Annotated in this window: 18 protein-coding genes; 13 read left to right on the top strand and 5 right to left on the bottom strand. The window is 63.7% G+C overall.

Annotated elements, in window-relative coordinates:
* Positions 1-31 precede the first annotated feature (31 nt).
* From EDF61_RS10180 to EDF61_RS10170, 3 genes are read left to right on the top strand one after another with little or no spacing between them, the layout of a single operon-like run.
* Positions 32-988 (top strand): metal ABC transporter substrate-binding protein, encoded by a 957-nt coding sequence (locus EDF61_RS10180; RefSeq protein WP_105656325.1) that lies wholly within the window; start codon positions 32-34, stop codon positions 986-988.
* On the top strand, positions 985-1,740 hold the full coding sequence (locus EDF61_RS10175; protein WP_105656326.1) for a metal ABC transporter ATP-binding protein: 756 nt from the start codon (positions 985-987) through the stop codon (positions 1,738-1,740). The genes EDF61_RS10180 and EDF61_RS10175 overlap by 4 nt, the downstream gene beginning before the upstream one ends.
* On the top strand, positions 1,737-2,612 hold the full coding sequence (locus tag EDF61_RS10170) for a metal ABC transporter permease (protein ID WP_105656327.1): 876 nt from the start codon (positions 1,737-1,739) through the stop codon (positions 2,610-2,612). Before EDF61_RS10175 ends, EDF61_RS10170 begins: the two co-directional genes overlap by 4 nt.
* Before the next feature lie 289 nt (positions 2,613-2,901).
* Here EDF61_RS10170 and EDF61_RS10165 read toward each other — a convergent pair whose 3' ends face one another.
* Positions 2,902-3,864 carry an HNH endonuclease family protein gene (locus EDF61_RS10165; RefSeq protein WP_133834014.1) on the bottom strand — a complete coding sequence of 321 codons (963 nt, stop codon included), beginning with the start codon at positions 3,862-3,864 and terminating at the stop codon, positions 2,902-2,904.
* 201 nt (positions 3,865-4,065) lie between these two features.
* Positions 4,066-4,743 (bottom strand): metal-dependent transcriptional regulator, encoded by a 678-nt coding sequence (locus EDF61_RS10160; RefSeq protein WP_133834013.1) that lies wholly within the window; start codon positions 4,741-4,743, stop codon positions 4,066-4,068.
* A 239-nt stretch (positions 4,744-4,982) separates the two neighbouring features.
* Here EDF61_RS10160 and EDF61_RS10155 point away from each other — a divergent pair, with 239 nt between their 5' ends.
* From EDF61_RS10155 to EDF61_RS10120, 8 genes are all read left to right on the top strand, one after another.
* Positions 4,983-6,017, top strand: coding sequence for a LacI family DNA-binding transcriptional regulator (locus tag EDF61_RS10155; RefSeq protein WP_133834012.1), 1,035 nt, complete (start codon positions 4,983-4,985; stop codon positions 6,015-6,017).
* A gap of 21 nt (positions 6,018-6,038) precedes the next feature.
* Entirely contained in the window at positions 6,039-7,553 is a 1,515-nt protein-coding gene (locus tag EDF61_RS10150; RefSeq protein WP_105661958.1) for a sugar ABC transporter ATP-binding protein, read from the top strand.
* Positions 7,553-8,521, top strand: a complete 969-nt coding sequence (locus EDF61_RS10145) for an ABC transporter permease (protein WP_105661957.1) — start codon at positions 7,553-7,555, stop codon at positions 8,519-8,521. The genes EDF61_RS10150 and EDF61_RS10145 overlap by 1 nt, the downstream gene beginning before the upstream one ends.
* Before the next feature lie 49 nt (positions 8,522-8,570).
* The gene (locus EDF61_RS10140) at positions 8,571-9,506 is read left to right on the top strand and encodes a substrate-binding domain-containing protein (protein ID WP_133834011.1); all 936 of its coding nucleotides are present in this window, start codon (positions 8,571-8,573) and stop codon (positions 9,504-9,506) included.
* 74 nt (positions 9,507-9,580) lie between these two features.
* Entirely contained in the window at positions 9,581-10,504 is a 924-nt protein-coding gene (locus EDF61_RS10135; RefSeq protein ID WP_133834010.1) for a ribokinase, read from the top strand.
* 34 nt (positions 10,505-10,538) lie between these two features.
* Positions 10,539-10,922, top strand: a complete 384-nt coding sequence (gene rbsD / locus EDF61_RS10130) for a D-ribose pyranase (protein ID WP_133834009.1) — start codon at positions 10,539-10,541, stop codon at positions 10,920-10,922.
* Between the two features lie 53 nt (positions 10,923-10,975).
* Positions 10,976-11,167: a TRADD-N-associated membrane domain-containing protein gene (locus tag EDF61_RS10125; protein ID WP_133834008.1), complete on the top strand. Its 192-nt coding sequence runs from the start codon at positions 10,976-10,978 to the stop codon at positions 11,165-11,167.
* A gap of 63 nt (positions 11,168-11,230) precedes the next feature.
* Positions 11,231-12,031: an oxygenase MpaB family protein gene (locus tag EDF61_RS10120; protein WP_166650776.1), complete on the top strand. Its 801-nt coding sequence runs from the start codon at positions 11,231-11,233 to the stop codon at positions 12,029-12,031.
* A gap of 12 nt (positions 12,032-12,043) precedes the next feature.
* On the opposite strand, the gene EDF61_RS10115 is transcribed toward EDF61_RS10120, so the two are convergent.
* A complete protein-coding gene (locus tag EDF61_RS10115) occupies positions 12,044-12,529 on the bottom strand; it encodes a DUF6328 family protein (protein ID WP_133834006.1) in 486 nt (161 codons plus the stop codon).
* 152 nt (positions 12,530-12,681) lie between these two features.
* Here EDF61_RS10115 and EDF61_RS10110 point away from each other — a divergent pair, with 152 nt between their 5' ends.
* Together EDF61_RS10110 and EDF61_RS10105 are read left to right on the top strand one after the other, a co-directional pair.
* Positions 12,682-13,062: a hypothetical protein gene (locus EDF61_RS10110; protein WP_208294256.1), complete on the top strand. Its 381-nt coding sequence runs from the start codon at positions 12,682-12,684 to the stop codon at positions 13,060-13,062.
* 53 nt (positions 13,063-13,115) lie between these two features.
* Positions 13,116-15,572, top strand: coding sequence for an excinuclease ABC subunit UvrA (locus tag EDF61_RS10105; protein WP_133834004.1), 2,457 nt, complete (start codon positions 13,116-13,118; stop codon positions 15,570-15,572).
* 7 nt (positions 15,573-15,579) lie between these two features.
* Here EDF61_RS10105 and panD read toward each other — a convergent pair whose 3' ends face one another.
* Together panD and hutH are read right to left on the bottom strand one after the other, a co-directional pair.
* Positions 15,580-16,002 carry an aspartate 1-decarboxylase gene (gene panD, locus EDF61_RS10100; RefSeq protein WP_105656340.1) on the bottom strand — a complete coding sequence of 141 codons (423 nt, stop codon included), beginning with the start codon at positions 16,000-16,002 and terminating at the stop codon, positions 15,580-15,582.
* 110 nt (positions 16,003-16,112) lie between these two features.
* Positions 16,113-17,654, bottom strand: coding sequence for a histidine ammonia-lyase (gene hutH / locus EDF61_RS10095; protein WP_133834003.1), 1,542 nt, complete (start codon positions 17,652-17,654; stop codon positions 16,113-16,115).
* Positions 17,655-17,804 lie beyond the last annotated feature (150 nt).

The following is a 17,804-nucleotide window of genomic DNA, read 5'->3' as shown; positions in this document are numbered from 1 at the left end:
ATCGTCATGGCGAGATTTGGAATGGTGTGCAATGGTGCGAACCCTCAAGCCCCGATCACGTGCGGGGCAACGCGCAGGCTGGCTGGCTGCTGGCTTGGCATGCCTGTTCGCGCTCGCTGGATGCGGCGGTAGCCAAAGTGCCGTGCCCGCCGACAGCCAAGACCACCGGCCGGTGGTGCTGACAACCTTCACGGTCCTGCAGGACATCGCCCAGAATGTCGCAGGCGATCACCTGCGCGTTGAATCAATTACCCGTCTTGGTGCGGAGATCCACGGTTACGAACCTACCCCTGATGATCTGCGCCGGGCATCGCATGCGGACCTGATTCTCGATAACGGGCTGAACCTCGAAGCCTGGTTCCAGCAATTCGTCGAAGGCAATGACGCTCCGCATGCCACCGTCAGCCAAGGGATCAAGGCCATCGATATCGTCCAGGAAGAAGGTGCGGGAAAGCCCAATCCGCATGCGTGGATGAGCCCATTGAACGTGAAAATCTACGTGGACCGCATGGCAGATGCATTTACCGAACTGGACCCGGCCAATGCGCGCGACTACCGGGACAACGCCAAGGCCTACCAAGCCGAACTGCAAAAGGTCCACGACGAGCTCGAAGCGGCACTGGCAGAAATCCCCGAACGCCAGCGGGTACTGGTGACCTGCGAAGGGGCCTTCAGCTATCTGGCCCGGGATACCGCCATGGCCGAAAAGTATCTCTGGGCCGTCAACGCGGAATCGCAGGCTACGCCGCGCAAGGTCGCCGCGGCGATTGACTTTGTCAGGGAAAACGATGTTCCTGCGGTCTTCTGCGAATCCACGGTCTCCGATGCGGCCATGCAACGAGTCGTCGAATCCACCGATGCCTCCTATGGCGGAACGCTCTATGTGGACTCGCTATCCGAGCCTGGTGGTCCAGTACCCAGCTACCTGGACCTGATCTCGCATGACACCAGAACCATCGCCCGTGCCTTGAAAGGCGGAACACCATGAACGCGAAGCCCAGCGATGCCCTCGCAATTGATGTGTCGGCCGCGACCGTCCACTACGGCCCCGTGCTGGCCCTGGACCATGCCTCCTTGCAGTTGGGCCGCGGTCGGGTCTGCGGCCTGGTCGGGATGAACGGCTCGGGCAAATCCACGCTGTTCAAAACCATCATGGGGCAGATCAAGCCCGACACCGGCAGCGTGCGCATCAACGGCACCGACCCGCTGCAAGCTCGGAAAAGCGGGCAGCTTGCCTACGTGCCGCAAAGCGAAGCCGTGGATTGGAACTTCCCGATCTCGGTGCGTGAAGTGGTGATGACCGGGCGCTACGGGCAAATGGGATGGACCAGGAGAGCCAGGAAGAGGGACCACGCCGCCGTGGATGAAGCCCTCGAACGGGTGGAGCTGGCCAGTTTTGCCAACCGGCAAATCGGCCAGCTCTCCGGAGGCCAGAAAAAGCGTGCCTTCGTCGCCCGATGCATTGCCCAGGGCGCCAATATCATGCTGCTCGATGAGCCTTTCGCAGGCGTGGATAAACGCAGCGAAGCAACGATCACCAAGCTGTTGCGCGAAGTTGCTGATGAAGGCGGCAGCGTGCTGATTTCCACCCACGACCTGCACGCGCTTCCGGAACTTGCCGATGAAGCGGTGCTCCTGATGCGCAAGGTGCTGATGCATGGCCATCCGGATCTCGTGCTGCAGGCAGAAAACCTGGCCCTGGCCTTCGGGCTGGATCCCATGAAGCGAGGCGGGGAATGAACCTCATTGAATTGCTAGCTGAGCCGCTGGGCTACACCTTCATGGTGCGCGCCCTGCTGGTTACGATCATCGCCGCCGTACTGTGCGCGGTCCTGTCCTGCTGGCTGGTCCTCATTGGCTGGTCGCTGATGGGCGATGCAGTCTCGCATGCGGTCTTGCCCGGAGTCGTGCTGGCCTACATCGTGGGTGCTCCCTTTGCCCTGGGTGCCCTGGTCTTCGGATTCCTCGCGGTGGCCCTGATCGGGGGAGTCCGCGACACCACCAAGCTCAAGGAAGATGCTGCCATTGGCATCGTCTTCACCACGCTCTTCTCCATCGGGCTGGTGCTGGTCTCGGTCACGCCGAGCCATGTGGATCTAAACCACATCATCTTCGGCAATTTGCTGGGCGTCTCGGCCAATGACCTGTGGCAGGTCCTGGTGCTTGGCGCGATCACCTTCGCCATCCTGATTCTCAAGCGCAAGGACTTCACCCTCTATGCCTTTGACCAAACGCACGCACATGCCTTGGGGATGAGCCCGCGGATCATCGGTGCGGTGCTCCTGGGGCTATTGGCCATGACCTCTGTTGTGGCTTTGCAGGCGGTGGGCGTCATCCTGGTAGTTGCCATGCTGATCATCCCCGGCGCCACGGCCTACCTGTTGACCGATCGATTCGGGAAGATGCTTCTGATCGCACCGATCCTCGCAGCCTGTGCAGGAATCCTGGGGGTCTACATGAGCTATTACCTCGATGCATCAACCGGCGGAATGGTGGTTCTGGCCCAGGCGGCGATTTTTGGAATTGCCTATCTGTTCAGTCCGAAGCAAGGACTCATTGCCACCCGGCTGGCCAGCAAGGGGCGGCGCAAGGCGCTTGCGGCGAACGCGTAGAAGGCGGTGGCAAGTTTCACGCAGCTGAAAGGAAAATGGCGTGTGAGACGTGCGTTCGCCGGCGACAGCTGATGGGCAATGGATGCACGCATCAGCGAATCAGCGTACTTCCCATGGCCGGCAACGCTGCCGCAGGTCCTCTCGATTCATGGCTGGATCCGGATCCGGGCGATCCGGCGCATGGCTTGAACCTCCACCCGACCACCCTGCTAACTGGAAGGGCGCTGCCCTGCGCTGCGCCCGGATGGGCAGCTGAACCAGTTGGCTCGATCGGGACCTGCAAGCGGCATTAGGCGCGCCAGCGCAGTTTGCCCTTGGCGTCGGTCTTGCAGGTGTAGAGCTTGCCGGCCTTGGACTTGCCGCGCTTTCCCTTGTCTGCCTGCTTGCAGTAAGCGCCCGGATGCACGGTGCCCTTGACCGCGGAAGGAGCCTTGTGCACGTCCTTCTTCGGGGATGCCTTGGGCTTGGAACCGGCAGGCTTGATCGTGGTGACTTTCGCGGCCTTCTGGTTGCGGCAGCTCTTGAGCACTTTGGCCATCGCCTGCTTTTCGGCTTTGGTGACCGACAGCGCGTACTTCTTCTTGACGCTGATCTGGGTGGCTACGTACTGGCATCGGAAGGACTTGTTCTTGGGGAGCCATTCAGCTGTGTTCTTATCGCCCTTTTGGCGATTGGCAGAGGCATCAGCGGCCATCAAATTCAGCGGGTCGTTAGCCAGAGCCTGGCGCTGGGCCTGGGAAAGCTTCTGGCCGCCGGAGATCCACGCGTTCTTCAGGGAAACCACGTGGTCAATGTCGACGCTGCCTGACTTGACCTTCCAGTTGATCCTCTTGCCGGTGTAGCTGTCATGCAACGTGCCCGAAGCTAGGGTGCACTTCTTGCGGTCCTTGAACTTCACCTTGGACATGTCCCGGGACAAGGTGTCCTGGCGTTCATCGCATTTGTCCTTGTCGAAGTCCTTCCACCCATTGCCGAACTTCTTGTTCCGGTTGTACCCAGTGGCGGCCGCCTTGCCCTTTACCGGCAGGGTCTTGAGCATTGCGGTGGCCTTGGGGCCCTTGAGCTTCGCCCCGGGAAGGACCTTCTTGCTGCTGGTGGCAGCCCGTTCAACCAGCAATGGCCGATCTGTTGCCAGCAGGTCTTCAACCGGTGCGGGATCCATCCCGGTAAGTGCCGAAGGTTCTGCCGGTGCGCTGCATCCAGCGAGCACCAAAACTGCAGCGCAGAGCGCAGCAATGAGTTTTCTTGGCAAGGTGATGTCTTTCAAGAGAGTGTGAGCGCAGGAGTTCGCCAAGAATGCTGCAATGTACCCCCATGTAAAACTTGTACATTGCAGTATCCCTGGTTGATCATCACTTTAGACTATTGGCCGGACAATCAGCACCCTGGGTGCAGGGACGCGTCGATGCCACGGGCCTTCCGCTTGCCGTTGACCAGGACCTGGAAAGGCTATTCAGGGGAGAAGGGAGACCCATGCGGCCGCGGCTGCACGCGAACCCAACCGCAGGGTTTCGCCAGTTGAGCAGACCTGGACATTCACTGTCTCGGAGAATTGCTCGCCAGCGGTAATGCGCAGTTGCGCGCCGACAACGATCCGATGATCGGAGAAATACTGCAGCAGCTGCGAATCGTCATCGGCGATGCGTTCGACAACCACCTGGGCGTCATCGCTGGCTTCGCTCAGGTTGAACGCCTGCGGGATGGAAATGCTGCCTTCGGCCGTCGGGATGGGGTCGCCATGCGGGTCGCGGGTGGGGTGCTCCAGCAAGCTGTCGATGCGCTCGATCATGAAATCGGATACCGCATGCTCCAGGCTCTCGGCCTCGTCATGCACCTGGTCCCAGCGGTAGCCCAGCATCTGCACCAGGAAAGTTTCGATCAGGCGATGGCGGCGCACCATGGTCACCGCATACTCGCGTCCCAGTTCGGTCAGCGTTACGGCGCCATAGGGCGCATGGTCGAGCAGGCCCTGCTGGCGCAATTTGCCCAGGGCGCCGGAAACCGTGGAGAGCTTCATGCCTGATTTGCTGGCGATGATGCTGGCGGTTACCGGATCGCTCGACCACTCGTTGAGACCGAAGATGATCTTGAGATAGTTCTGGGCGCTATCTGAAAGCTGGTTGACCGACACAAGCACCATCTTAGCGACCATCGGGCCAGCTGGTCGCGAGGTGACTTTGATTATTGGGCAATTCGGGCTGGAGACCGCTGACAACTGAAAGCGGCTAGTCACGAGCCTAAAAATTCTGCTCCATGGATAAGGATTATCCGAGGCCCAGGGGCAGCGTATTGACTTAAATTTCTTTGTGCGGAAAACTGTGTAATCGATTCCATGGAATCGATTACACGTAAGCAAAGGGGCTTATCGACATGAACGCTGTCACCATCAAGGATGTGGCACTTGCAGCCGGAGTATCTTCCGCGACTGCCTCGCGCGTTCTATCCGGCCACCCCGCCACTTCGGCCGCTTCCCGCGAAAAAGTGGAAGCTGTCGCCAAGGATTTGGGTTTCGTGCCCAATGCCCAGGCCCGCTCCCTGCGCTCCACCAAAACCGACACCATCGCGCTGCTGATATCCGATGTGCGCAACCCCTACTTCTCCGATCTCGCGCATGCCGTCGAGCAGCAGGCCCACGCCGCGGGAATGATGACCTTCATCGGCAATGCCAACGAGGACACCGAACAGCAGGACCAGTTCCTCGCCGCGATGCTTTCGCGCCGCGTTGACGGATTGATTCTCGTTCCCCAGGGCCTTGATGAAGACGCCGACCGGCCAAGCCAGATGATGCAGCGCATCATTGCCTCGGGCACTCCGCTGGTTTTCGTCGACCGCACCCTGCCCGAGCTTCGAATCCCATCCATCACCGCCTCCAGCACCGGCGCCCTGGAAGAAGCCATCGCGCGGCTGAAGGCCCTGGGCCACGCCAAAATCGCTTTCTTGGGCGGCCCGGACCACGCATCCACCGCCCGCGAACGCCACAGCGCCTTCGACTCGGCGATGGCCGCCAACGGCCTGGATACCGATCCTGCCCTGCACTTTGCCGGCGACTTCCGCGCCGCCTCGGGTGCCGAAGGCGCCCGCTGGCTGCTGGGCCATAAACTGCAGCCGACCGCGGTGGTCATCGCCGATGCGCCGATGGCCATCGGCGCACTGACCGTGTGGCGCGAAGCCGGCATCCGGATCGGGAAGCAGCTCTCGGTGATCACCTTCGACGAGGTGGATGCAATGCTCATGCACGATCCGCCGATCGCCACGATCAGCCACGACCTGACCAGCATGGGCCGCGCCGCGGTCACCGCGCTCCAGGACGTCATGGCGGGCAAGAGCCCCGAGCCCCAAGAATTCATCAGCCGATTCACCGCGCGTGAGTCGCTGGCCCCAACGCAACCCGCCACCGGCGCATAGGCGAGGATGGAAGGAACGAAAATGAGTAATGACGCTCTGCTGGTCCTGGACAAGGTCTGCAAGTCCTTCGGCCCGGTACAGGTGATCGACGAGGTCACCGTCGAGGTGCATGCCGGCAAGGTCTCGGTGCTGCTCGGCGAGAACGGCGCAGGCAAGTCGACGCTGATCAAGATGATCGCCGGCGTGCACGAGCCGGACGCCGGCCGGATCCTGGTGGACGGCAAGGCCGTGAAGATTCCCAACACCAAGGCCTCCGAGGCATTGGGCATCGCCACTATCCACCAGGAACTGAACCTGGTCCCGTCGATGACCATCGCCGAGAACATCACCCTGGGCCGCGTGCCGCGCAAATTCGGCATCATCAACCGCCGCGCCATGCGCCAGATCGCCCGCGAAGCGATGGACAAGCTCGGGCTGGCGCTGGATGTCGATACGCCGGTGGGCCAGCTGGGCCTGGCCCAGCAGCAACTCGTGGAGATCGCCAAGGCGCTGAGTCTGGACGCCCGCGTGCTGATCCTCGATGAGCCCACCGCGGCATTGACCAAGGCCGAAATCGCGCACCTGTTCTCGGTGGTCGCCACCTTGAAGCAACAAGGGGTGGGCATGGTGTTCATCAGCCACCACCTCGATGAGATTGCCGAAATCGGCGACTTCGTGAACGTGCTGCGCGATGGCAAATTCATTGCCACCGTGCCGGCGGACACCGAGGAGAACGAGCTGGTCCGGCTCATGGTCGGCCGCGACATCGACGCCCAGTTCCCGCGCGTAGCCACCGAGCCAGGCCAGAAGCCGCTGCTGAGCGTGCAGAACCTGTGCGAGGGCATGCTCAAGGACATCTCGCTGGAAGTCCGCCCCGGCGAAGTGGTTGCCCTGGCCGGCCTGATGGGTGCCGGGCGCACCGAGCTGATCCGCGCCATCGCCGGAGCCGACAAGTACGCCAGCGGCGTCGTGGCGGTCAACGGCAAGAAGCTGGCCAGCTTCGACGTCGCTGCAGCTACCCGCGCTGGGATCGGGCACGTTCCCGAGGACCGCAAGACCCAGGGCCTGGTGCTGGATGCCTCGGTGGCCGAGAACATCGGCTACGCCACCATGGCCGCCACCGCCAAGAACGGACTGGTGGACCGCAAGGGCCAGAAGGCCCGCGCGCAGCAGGTCGCCGAACGCCTGCGCATCCGCATGGGCAGCATCGATGCGCCCATCCGCTCGCTCTCGGGCGGAAACCAGCAGAAGGCCGTGTTCGGCCGCTGGTTCACCGCCGGGGCCAAGGTGCTGCTGCTCGACGAGCCGACCCGCGGCGTGGACGTGGGAGCGAAGGTCGAAATCTACGAACTGATCAATGAGATCACCGCCTCCGGAGGCTGCGTGTTGATGGCCTCCAGCGAACTGCCCGAAGTGCTGGGCATGTCCGACCGCGTCCTGGTCATGAGCCAGGGACGCATCGCCGGGGAACTGGCCACCGAAGAAGCCACCCAGGACGCCATCATGTCCCTGGCCGTCAGCAATGTGCACCGCGAAGAAGAAATGGGAACCAAGTAATGAGCAGCGTAGCTACTGCCCCGAAGAAGGGCTTTGATTTCAAGGCATTCCTTGCCAACAACGGAGCCCTGGTTGGCCTGGTCATTCTTTGCCTGGCCCTGTTCATCGCCACCCCGCGCTTCCTGACCGGACCGAACCTGATGAACATCGGCATCCAGGTCTCCACCATCGCGGTGATGGCCTTCGGCATGACCTTCGTGATCGTCGCCGCCGGCATCGACCTCTCGGTCGGCTCGGTCGCGGCGCTCTCGGCCATGGGCTCCTCCTATGCCATCACCACCGCCGGCCTGCCCGATGGCCTGTCCATCCCGATCGGCCTGGCCGTCGGTGCACTGTGCGGCTGGGTGACTGGTGCGATGAGCGCCTACGGCAAGCTGCCCACCTTCATCGCCTCGCTGGCGATGCTCACCGTGGTGCGCGGGCTGACCCTGGTGATCTCCGATGGCCGGCCGATCTCCACAAGCTCCTCGGTGTCCTGGCTGGGCGATGACCTGGGCCCGATCCCGGTGCCGATTCTGATCCTGGTCGTCTCCGGCCTGCTTGCCGCCTTCGTGCTCAACCGCACCGTCATCGGCAAGAACGCCTTCGCCGTGGGCGGCAACACCGAAGCCGCGCGCCTGTCGGGCATCCCGGTCAAGCGCGTGCTGGTCACCGTCTTCGTCATCTCCGGCGTCTTCGCGGCCTTGTCCGGCATGATCCTGGCCGGGCGCCTGGATTCTGCCCAGCCGACCCTGGCTTCGGGCTACGAGCTGGATGCCATCGCGGCCGTGGTCATCGGCGGCGCATCGCTCTCCGGCGGCGTGGGACGCATCTCCGGCACCCTGATCGGCGCCCTGGTGCTGGCCGTGATCCGCAACGGGCTGAACCTGCTTTCGGTTTCCGCCTTCTGGCAGCAGGTAGTCATCGGCGCCGTGATTGCGATCGCCGTGGGCTTCGACGTGCTGCGCCGCAAGAACGTCAAGCACTAGATTTTCCCTCCGTACCCAGCAATTCAAGAAAAGTTCAAAGGAGAACCCCATGAAGAACATCATCCGCAAGACCGCAGCCGTCAGCGTCGGACTGGCCCTGGTGGCCGGCCTGGCCGCCTGCAACCGCGGCACCGAAGCAGAGGCCGGCTCGGCCACCTTGGCAGTGTCCACCCTGAACAACCCGTTCTTCGTCGACCTGCGTGACGGCGCCCAGGCCGAGGCCGAAGCGCAGGGCATCGACCTGTCCGTCGTCGACGCGCAGAACGACTCCGCAACCCAGGCCAACCAGCTGGCAACCGCGGCAACCAACGGCTCGGCCGGCCTGATCATCAACGCCGTGGATACCGAAACCGCTGAAGCCGGCCTGAACCCGGTGGCCGAGGCCGGCCTGCCGATCGTTGCGGTTGACCGCGCGGTGGGCGAGACCAAGATCGCTTCCTTCGTGGCTTCGGATAACGTTGCCGGCGGCGAGCAGGCTGCCAAGGCGCTGGGCGAGGCGCTGGGCGGCAAGGGCAAGATCATCGTGCTGGAAGGTGTTCCAGGCGCCTCGGCAACCAACGAGCGCGGCGAAGGCTTCGACAAGGGCCTGGCCGAGTTCAAGGACATCGAGGTCGTCTCCTCGCAGACCGCCAACTTCGACCGAGCCGAAGCACTGGACGTGGTCACCAACCTGATGCAGGCCAACCCGGATGCCGCTGGCGTGCTGGCGATGAACGACGAAATGGCCCTGGGCGCCATCCAGGCGCTGGGCGACAAGGCCGGCAAGGACGTGTTGGTAGTCGGCTTCGACGGCACCGACGACGGCTTCAAGGCAGTCCAGGATGGCACCCTGGTTGCCACCATCGCCCAGAACCCGGCCGAGCTGGGCAAGCAGTCGGTGCAGATCCTGGCCAAGGCCATCAAGGGCGAAGGAGTCGAAGCCAACGTGCAGGTCGCCGTTGACACGGTAGACGAGAAGAACGTCGCTGACTACGCAGGCGAGTAATCTGCCCTTAGCGGCAATCAAGCAGTGCACCGGCGCCCATCGGCCGCCGGGTGGAGAGAACCAGAGGAAATAACATGCAGCAGGACATCCAGGTCACCATTGTGGGCTCTAGCAACGTGGACATCACCGCGCTGATGGCCCGCCTTCCCGGCCCGGGCGAAACCGTGCTGGCAGATTCCTACCAGCTCTCGCCCGGCGGCAAGGGCGCCAACCAGGCGCTGGCCGCCGCGCTGGCCGGTGCCGCCACGGAATTCATCGGCGCCGTCGGCAACGACTCGCACGCCGAAATCGCGCTGGGCCAGCTCGGGGAAGCCGGCGTGAAACTCGATCGCGTGGCCCGCGCCAGCGAGCCGACCGGCGTAGCCATCATCCAGGTGGACTGTGGCGCGGAGAACTCCATTGCCGTGGTCTCCGGGGCCAACTCGACCGTCTCCGGCGAGGCTGTGCAGGCCGCCGGGGGCATCGAGGGCATCCTGGTGCTGCAGGGCGAGATTCCTGCCTCGGGCATCAAGGCCGCCATGGATGCTGCCACACAGCGCATCGTGCTCAACCTGGCGCCGGTGATCGAACTGGACCGCGAGTACCTGCTCAAGGCCAACCCGCTGGTGGTCAACGAGCATGAGGCCGAAGCCGTGCTCCAGCAGCTGAACCCGCACCCGGCTCGCCAGTTCGACGGCAAGTACGAGCGCCTGGCCGGGATGCTGGTCGACCAGGGCATCGCCAGCGTGGTCATCACCCTCGGCTCCAATGGCTGCCTGGTTGCCGACCGCTTCCCAGGGGAGAACGGCGGGGTCCAGGTTCGCGCGCTGCCCGCCGTGAAGGTCAAGGCCGTGGACACCACCGGTGCCGGCGACGCATTCACCGGTGCGGTGGCTGCCCGCCTGGCCAAGGGCGATGACCTGGCGCAGGCCGCAGAATTCGCCGGCAAGTTCGCCGCGCTGACGGTGCAGGCGCACGGAGCCCAAGCTTCCTACCCGCGTTCCCTGCAGAACCTCTGAGACCCCTTTTCGAGCAAGACCTAAGGAAGCCGCTGTGCTGAAATCCGAAATTCTCAACGCCCCGCTGCTGGCCGCCCTGGCCAAGTGCGGGCATACCGACATCGTGGTGATAGCGGACTGCGGCCTGCCGCTGCCCGAAGGCCCACTGGTCATCGATCTGGCCTTGGTGCAGGGTCTGCCCAGCTTAGATCAGGTGCTCGAGGTCCTGGCCCGGAACATGGTGATCGAGAACAGCACCCTGGCGGCCGAAGCCGAGAACGGCCCGGTCCAGGAACTGTGCCTGGCCAGGGACCTGGACCCGGACTTCATCTCCCACGAAGAGCTGAAAGCCCAACTGCCCCAGGCCAAGGTCATTGTGCGCACGGGGGAAGCTACCCCCTACGCCAACGCGATCCTGCACTGTGGGGTAGCATTCTAGGCACCGGATGCCGCAGCTGTTTCGCGGCAGCGCGCTACCCGAGGAGACACGCAGTGAAGAAGATGTTCTATGCAGCTTTTGCCCTCATGGTGCTGGGGGCCGCCGTCCTGATTCTCATCGTGCCGGCGTTGTCCAGCGACCCGGGCCAGACGCCCCAGAGCATTGCGGTGATCGCGGGAACCGTGTTCATGGCCGCAACTTCGGTCGTTGTCCTGCTGAAGAAGGCTGCGGCGCAAGAATCCTGAGCGACTTCCTGCAGCCATCGGCGCCAATGCCCTTGGGCAAGCCGACTGCCTAGAATGGGGGTCATGAAGCAAAGGAACATGGCCGCAGAGAACGGCGAGCCCTTCTCCCGCATCGCGCCGGAAGCCGGGCTGCTGCTCGGAGCGGGCCGAGCCATCTTGCTTCAGCTGGCCCACCCGCAGATTGGCCGGGCCATTGCCGAGCACTCTGATTTCGCCGCCAACCCGCTCAGCCGGCTGATTCATACCCTCGGATATATCTATGCATTGAGCAATGGCACAGCAGAACAGCAGCGCAAGATCATCGCCCATGTGGACGCGGCGCACCGGCCCATTCGCGCAACGCGTGACGAGGGCAGGCCCGCGTATTCTGCGCTGGATCCCAGGCTGCAGTTGTGGGTGGCGGCCACGCTCTATGATTCGGCCCGCGTGATTGCCGGCCAGATCCTGGATGAAAACGAGGCCGACCAGGAAGAGCTCTACCTGCAGTACGCACGGCTCGGTGATGCCTTGCAGATGCCGGTCGACTACTGGCCGCAGGACCTCGGCGGCTTCGAGCAGTACTTTGCGCAGAATCAAGCGAAGCTGGAAGTCACCAACCAGACCCGGGCGCTGGCCCGCGAACTTTTCGAAGCACGCAATGCCCCATGGTGGGTCCGGATCGGCATGCCGTTGATGCGCGACGTGACCATCGCCCAGCTGCCGGCCCCGGTGCGCGAAGGCTTCGGCTATCGCCTCACCGGGAAAGCCGCGCAGCGCAACGCCCGCGTCATCGCCGTCGCCAGGGCCGCCACGCGGCTGCTGCCGCGAGCCCTCAGGCATGCGCCAATGCGGCTGATATTGCGCCGCGTCGACAAGATGGCCTAGCCGGCCCGAAGCCTAGTGCCCCGAGGCGTTCTCGGGTCCAACCCGGATCAGGATCCGCGGCAGCGCCACCAGCAGGAACAAGGCCACCAGGATCAGCGGCCCTCCGATCCAGGCCCCGATTTGCCAGCCGAAGAGCACCTGCAGCACAAACCAGACGCAACCCGAGACCAGCAACCCCACGCCGATGCCCACGATCTTCACGATGGCGTGGCCCAAGCTGACCGTCTGCTCCTTGAGCCGCTGTCCGAAGAGATACCGGTGCACGGCCACGGGGGTGATCAGCAGCAGAATCAGCACAGTGGCCGCCACCAGCAAGATGATGTAGACCACCTCGTCGGTTCGGCTGAGCATCTCGAACCTCGCCTGGAAGGGCAGGACCACCAGGAAAGCAGCCAGGATCTGCACACCAGTTTGCATCACCCGCATTTCCTGCAGCAGCTCGTTCCACTGCCGGTGCGGTGCGCCATCGCTGGTATCGGGGTGGGAACGCTTGATCATCACTGTTCTCCTCGGCCTCAATCCGCCAGCTGGTTGAACCCCGCCGGCTCAAACGACTATGCCAAGCAATGCCGGTGCAGGCAAGAGCCTGCCGGCCCGCCGGGCCAAACTGTAGGTCGCGGCCGGTACATTCGGGAGCCAAGCAGAATTCGATGATGGAGGAGCAGATGGAACCCGATGGCGCCGCCGGGAGCAGCATTGATGTGTGGTCGATGCCCAGCCAGGGCCTGGCCTGGTGCGATTGCGGCAAAGGCCATGAACTCACGGAGGAGATCGTGTTCCAGGCTATGGCGGCAGCAGGATTTGGACCCGGCCGGCCGCTGGCCCATGGACAGCTGGCCGAGCTGATTGCGGATCTCTGGCACTACTCACAGGTCTGCCGGTTCTTCCACCTGGCTGTGGAGCAGGCGGCGATGCGTATCCACGGGAAGGTCGATGAAATCTACCCGTGGGATCACAGTGCCGATATCGTCGGATACTTCTCGAAGACCTGGCAAGGATGCCCCGACGCGGCCTGCCAATCAGAAGGGTGAGCGCGCGAGGTGCGAATTGAGTTCGCCCCGTGCAGGCGCATAGTGTGGGAAAGATGAAGAGCTTTGCATCCTTCCGGGCACCTGCCGACCATGACGGATTCATCCATGTGCGGGGTGCCAACGAGAACAACCTGGACAATGTCGAAGTGCGCATTCCGCGCGATTCCATTGTCGCCTTCACCGGGGTCTCCGGTTCCGGGAAATCTTCCCTGGCCTTCGGAACCATCTTCGCTGAATCCCAGCGCCGATTCCTGGAATCGGTGGCTCCCTACGCGCGGCGCCTGATCGCCCAGGGGCACACTCCCAAGGTGGAATTCATCTCCGGGCTGCCACCGGCCGTGGCCCTGCAGCAACGGCGTGGCGCTGCCAGTTCCCGTTCCACCGTCGGGACCCTGACTACGCTGTCCAACTCCGTGCGCATGCTGTTCTCCCGCGCAGGAACCTACCCCCAGGGTGCGGCGAGGCTGGATTCGGATGCCTTTTCCACCAACACCGCGGCCGGCGCCTGCGCGCAATGCCACGGTGCGGGAACGGTGCATTCGGTCAGCGAGGAATCGCTGGTCCCGGATTCCTCCCGGAGCATCAGGGACGGCGCGATTGCGGCTTGGCCCGGCGCCTGGCAGGGCAAGAACCTGCGGGACATCACCACGCACCTGGGCTACGACATCGACGTTCCGTTCCAGCAGCTGCCCGCGGAAACACGGAAGTGGCTGCTGTTCACCGAAGACCAGCCAGTCGTGGAAGTCACCCCGGAACGGGATCGCGTGGCCAAACCGTACAAGGGCCGGTTCTGGAGTGCCGAACGCTACGTCCGGCACACGGTTGCGACCTCGAAGAGCGAGAACCTGCGGTCCAAGGCGCTGGCTTTCATGCATTCGCAGGATTGCCCGGCGTGCTCGGGGACGGGATTGCGCCCCGATGCCCTCCAGGTCACCTTCGACGGCCTGGATATCGCGGAATTCAACGGCAAGCCGCTCAGCTCCCTGGCCGAGCTCTTGCGCCCCTTCGCGGCTGATGCCCAGGCTGAGGCGCAGGCTGAAGTCGCGAGCATCATCAGCGCCGACCTGCTGGGCCGAATCCAGGTGCTGGTCGAGCTCGGGCTGGGATATCTGAGCCTGGACCGCGCCACCCCGACGCTGTCGCCGGGGGAAATGCAGCGCCTGCGCATCGCCACCCAGCTGCGCGCGGGACTGTTCGGCGTCATCTACGTGCTCGATGAGCCATCTGCCGGGCTGCACCCGGCCGATGTGCAGCCGCTGATCGAGGTGCTCGATGCACTCAAGGCCGAAGGCAATTCGGTATTCGTGGTGGAGCACAACATGGATGTGGTCAGCCGTGCGCAATGGATTGTCGATGTCGGCCCGGGCGCGGGCAGCAACGGCGGGCAGGTGCTCTACAGCGGAGAAGTTTCCGGGCTGTCCGGAATTCAGGAATCCGTGACCCGGCGCTTCCTCGATCCCGGGCCTGCACCGCGCCGCGAGCCGCGCGAAGCCCAAGGATGGGTGCAGCTGAGCGGGGTGAACCTGCACAACCTGGACGACGTGGACGCCGCGTTCCCGCTGGGGGTCTTCTGTTCGGTCACCGGCGTGTCGGGATCGGGCAAGTCTAGCCTGGTCTGCGGTGCCCTGGCCCAGGCCGCGGGCGGCCCGGTGCTTGCCGGGCCGGAGGATCCGGAGGCGACGGCGGACCGCGCGGTGATCGCCGAGGTCACCGGCGCAGATCAGCTAAGCCGCGTAGTGCTGATGGACCAGAAGCCCATCGGGCGCACGCCCAGATCCAATGTCGCAACCTACACGGGCCTGTTCGATGCGGTCCGCAAGGCTTTCTCCGAGCTGCCGCTGTCCAGGCAACGCGGCTACAGTGCCGGACGCTTCTCCTTCAACGTTGCCGGCGGGCGGTGCGAGAACTGCCAGGGCGAAGGCTACCTGGAAATCGAGCTGCTCTTCTTGCCAGGGACCTACGGGCCATGTCCCGAATGCCGCGGAACCCGGTACAACCAGCAGACCCTGGACGTCGAATACCAGGGCAAGAACATTGCCCAGATCCTGGAACTGGACGTCAGCCAAGCCGAAGAATTCCTCTCCGGAATCCCTTCCGCGGCACGGGCCCTGGCGACCCTGCGCGAAGTCGGACTGGGGTATCTGCAGCTGGGCCAGCCAGCTACCGAAATGTCCGGCGGCGAAGCCCAGCGCATCAAGCTGGCCACCGAACTCCAGCGCCAGCGCCGCGGGCACACGCTCTATCTTCTCGATGAGCCCACCACCGGACTGCACCCTGCCGACGTGCAGCTGCTGGTATCGCAGCTGCAGCAGCTGGTCGACCAGGACAACACCGTCATCGTGGTGGAACACCAGATGGATGTGGTTGCCGCAAGCGACTGGGTGATCGATTTGGGGCCGGCCGGCGGGGATGGCGGCGGGCGCATCGTTGCCGAGGGGACCCCAACGGCGGTGGCGCAAGACAAGGCCAGCAGAACCGCGCAATACCTTGCGCGCCGGCTGGCCTTGTGAAGCTGGACTACTTGCTGTTCAGCAGTGCGTGCGGCGGGGTCTGCACCCCGTCGGCCACCGCTTCGGCAGGATCATCGCCGAGGTGGATGATCTTGTTATCGGCATCCACATGCACCACGCTCGGCACATAGCCACGAGCCTCGGCGTCTTCCATCTGCGCATAGCTGATCAGGATGACCAAGTCGCCGGGGTGCACCAGATGCGCTGCCGCACCATTGATGCCGATGACCCCGCTGCCCGGCTCGCCGGCGATGGTGTAGGTTTCCAGGCGGGCGCCGTTGGTGATGTCTACGATGCTGACCAGTTCGCCGGGCAGGATATCCGAGGCTTCGAGCAGCTCGGAGTCAACGGTGACCGAGCCTACGTAGTGCAGGTCTGCCTGGGTGACAGTTGCCCGGTGGATCTTGGACTTGAACATGGTGCGTTGCATTAGACGATTCTTTCACGCGAGGTAAGTGGTTTCCCGGTATCCAAGCTTACGCCTCTTGCGCGCAGATGCCCGGGCATTGTCCGGCGCCCCACACAGTTGGCCGCGAACGGCTACTTTGGCAGATGGGTTTCCAGCACGCGGTGCACTTCCCCGGAGGCCAGCAACTGGCAAGCAGCTTCCAGCTCCGCAGAGAGGAAACGGTCCTCGCCCGGACCTGCGACCTTGGTGCGCAGCAGCTCCAATACGGCGCCGGTAGCCGGGCCAGGCTGCAATGGCTGGCGCAGATCCAGGGCTCGGCCGGCAATCAGCATTTCAATTGCCAGGATGCGGCGCAGGTTGGCGACCGAGGTGCGCAATTTGCGCGCCGCGTGCCAACCCAGGGAAACGTGGTCTTCCTGCATCGCTGATGACGGGATGGAATCCACGCTGGCCGGTACGGCCAGACGCTTGTTCTCCGCGACCAGTCCGGCCTGCGTGTACTGGGCGATCATCATGCCCGAATCCACGCCCGGGTCATCGGCAAGGAAAGCTGGCAGATCGCGGGAACGAGCCGGGTCGAGCATGCGATCGGTTCGGCGCTCTGCAATGGATCCCAGGTCAGCTACGGCAATGGCCAAGAAGTCCAAGACGTACGCCACGGGAGCACCGTGGAAGTTGCCGTTGGAGGTGACTTCACCCGATGGCAGCACGACAGGGTTATCGATGGCTGCCGCCAATTCGCGGGTGGCGACCAGGCGGGCATGGGCGATGGTGTCGCGCACTGCGCCGGTAACCTGCGGGGAGCAGCGCAGCGAGTAGGCATCCTGCACCCGGCCGTCGCCTTCGCGGTGCGAAGCGACAATGGGGGAGCCCGAAAGGAAGCTGAACATGTTCGCAGCACTGCGGCCCTGGCCCGGATGCGGGCGCAGCGGTTCGTGCAGTTCAGCACGGAAGACCTGGTCGGTGCCCAGCTGGGCTTCGACGCTCATGGCCGCGGTGGCATCGGCAATGTCTGCGAGCTCTTCCAGGTCTGCCAGTGCCATCAGCAGCTGGCCGAGCATGCCGTCGGTGCCGTTGACCAGCGCCAGGCCTTCCTTCTCCGCCAGTTCGACAGGTTCCAGTCCTGCTTCAGCAAAGAGCTCCGGCACTGGGCGCTTCACGCCTTCGCGGTCAGTGGCCTCGCCTTCGCCCATCAAGACCAGTGCGCAGTGGGAGAGCGGAGCAAGGTCTCCTGAGCAACCCAGCGAACCGTACTCACGCACCACCGGGGTGATGCCGGCATTAAGCAGTCCAACCATGGTTTCCAGCACTACCGGGCGCACGCCGGTGCGGCCCGAGGCCAGGGTCTTGGCGCGCAGGAACATCAGCGCGCGCACCACTTCGCGCTCAACTGGGTCGCCCATGCCGGCTGCATGCGAGCGGATCAGCGAACGCTGCAGTTTAGCGCGGTCCTCGGGAGCGATGTGGCGCGTTGCCAGGGCGCCGAACCCGGTGGAAATGCCATAGACCGGGGTGTCGGCTGAAGCCAGGGCATCAATGTGTGCGCGGACTGCTGCCAGTTCTTCAAGAACCTGAGGCGCGAGGCTAATCTGCGCGTTGTGCCGGGCTACCGCAATCACGTCATCGGCGGTGGCGCCAGCTAGGTCCAGGGTTACGTGCGGGGAAGTAGCCATGATTTTCAATCCGTTCTCTACGCTGCAATGAGGTCTCTAATCTCCATTGTTCGGCAGAACGAGTTTGCACGGCACTGATATTCGGGTCATCTGTCCGAAATACCAGACAGTGCCCTGGAGGGAGAAAAGAACGGACCTCCAATTGGAGGC

The sequence above is a fragment of the Arthrobacter sp. JUb115 genome, assembly GCF_004365035.1.
GTDB lineage: Bacteria > Actinomycetota > Actinomycetes > Actinomycetales > Micrococcaceae > Glutamicibacter.
The sequence above is the reverse complement of the archived record's forward strand: the minus strand, read 5'-3'. Positions and strand labels throughout refer to the sequence as shown.

Bases quoted from the DNA above. Each gene is read 5' to 3' on its own strand.
- EDF61_RS10180 (WP_105656325.1), top strand. From the start codon at position 32: ATGGTGCGAACCCTCAAGCCCCGATCACGTGCGGGGCAACGCGCAGGC.
- EDF61_RS10175 (WP_105656326.1), top strand. From the start codon at position 985: ATGAACGCGAAGCCCAGCGATGCCCTCGCAATTGATGTGTCGGCCGCG.
- EDF61_RS10170 (WP_105656327.1), top strand. From the start codon at position 1,737: ATGAACCTCATTGAATTGCTAGCTGAGCCGCTGGGCTACACCTTCATG.
- EDF61_RS10155 (WP_133834012.1), top strand. From the start codon at position 4,983: ATGAACGCTGTCACCATCAAGGATGTGGCACTTGCAGCCGGAGTATCT.
- EDF61_RS10150 (WP_105661958.1), top strand. From the start codon at position 6,039: ATGAGTAATGACGCTCTGCTGGTCCTGGACAAGGTCTGCAAGTCCTTC.
- EDF61_RS10145 (WP_105661957.1), top strand. From the start codon at position 7,553: ATGAGCAGCGTAGCTACTGCCCCGAAGAAGGGCTTTGATTTCAAGGCA.
- EDF61_RS10140 (WP_133834011.1), top strand. From the start codon at position 8,571: ATGAAGAACATCATCCGCAAGACCGCAGCCGTCAGCGTCGGACTGGCC.
- EDF61_RS10135 (WP_133834010.1), top strand. From the start codon at position 9,581: ATGCAGCAGGACATCCAGGTCACCATTGTGGGCTCTAGCAACGTGGAC.
- EDF61_RS10120 (WP_166650776.1), top strand. From the start codon at position 11,231: ATGAAGCAAAGGAACATGGCCGCAGAGAACGGCGAGCCCTTCTCCCGC.
- EDF61_RS10115 (WP_133834006.1), bottom strand. From the start codon at position 12,529: ATGATCAAGCGTTCCCACCCCGATACCAGCGATGGCGCACCGCACCGG.
- EDF61_RS10110 (WP_208294256.1), top strand. From the start codon at position 12,682: ATGATGGAGGAGCAGATGGAACCCGATGGCGCCGCCGGGAGCAGCATT.
- EDF61_RS10105 (WP_133834004.1), top strand. From the start codon at position 13,116: ATGAAGAGCTTTGCATCCTTCCGGGCACCTGCCGACCATGACGGATTC.
- panD (WP_105656340.1), bottom strand. From the start codon at position 16,002: ATGCAACGCACCATGTTCAAGTCCAAGATCCACCGGGCAACTGTCACC.
- hutH (WP_133834003.1), bottom strand. From the start codon at position 17,654: ATGGCTACTTCCCCGCACGTAACCCTGGACCTAGCTGGCGCCACCGCC.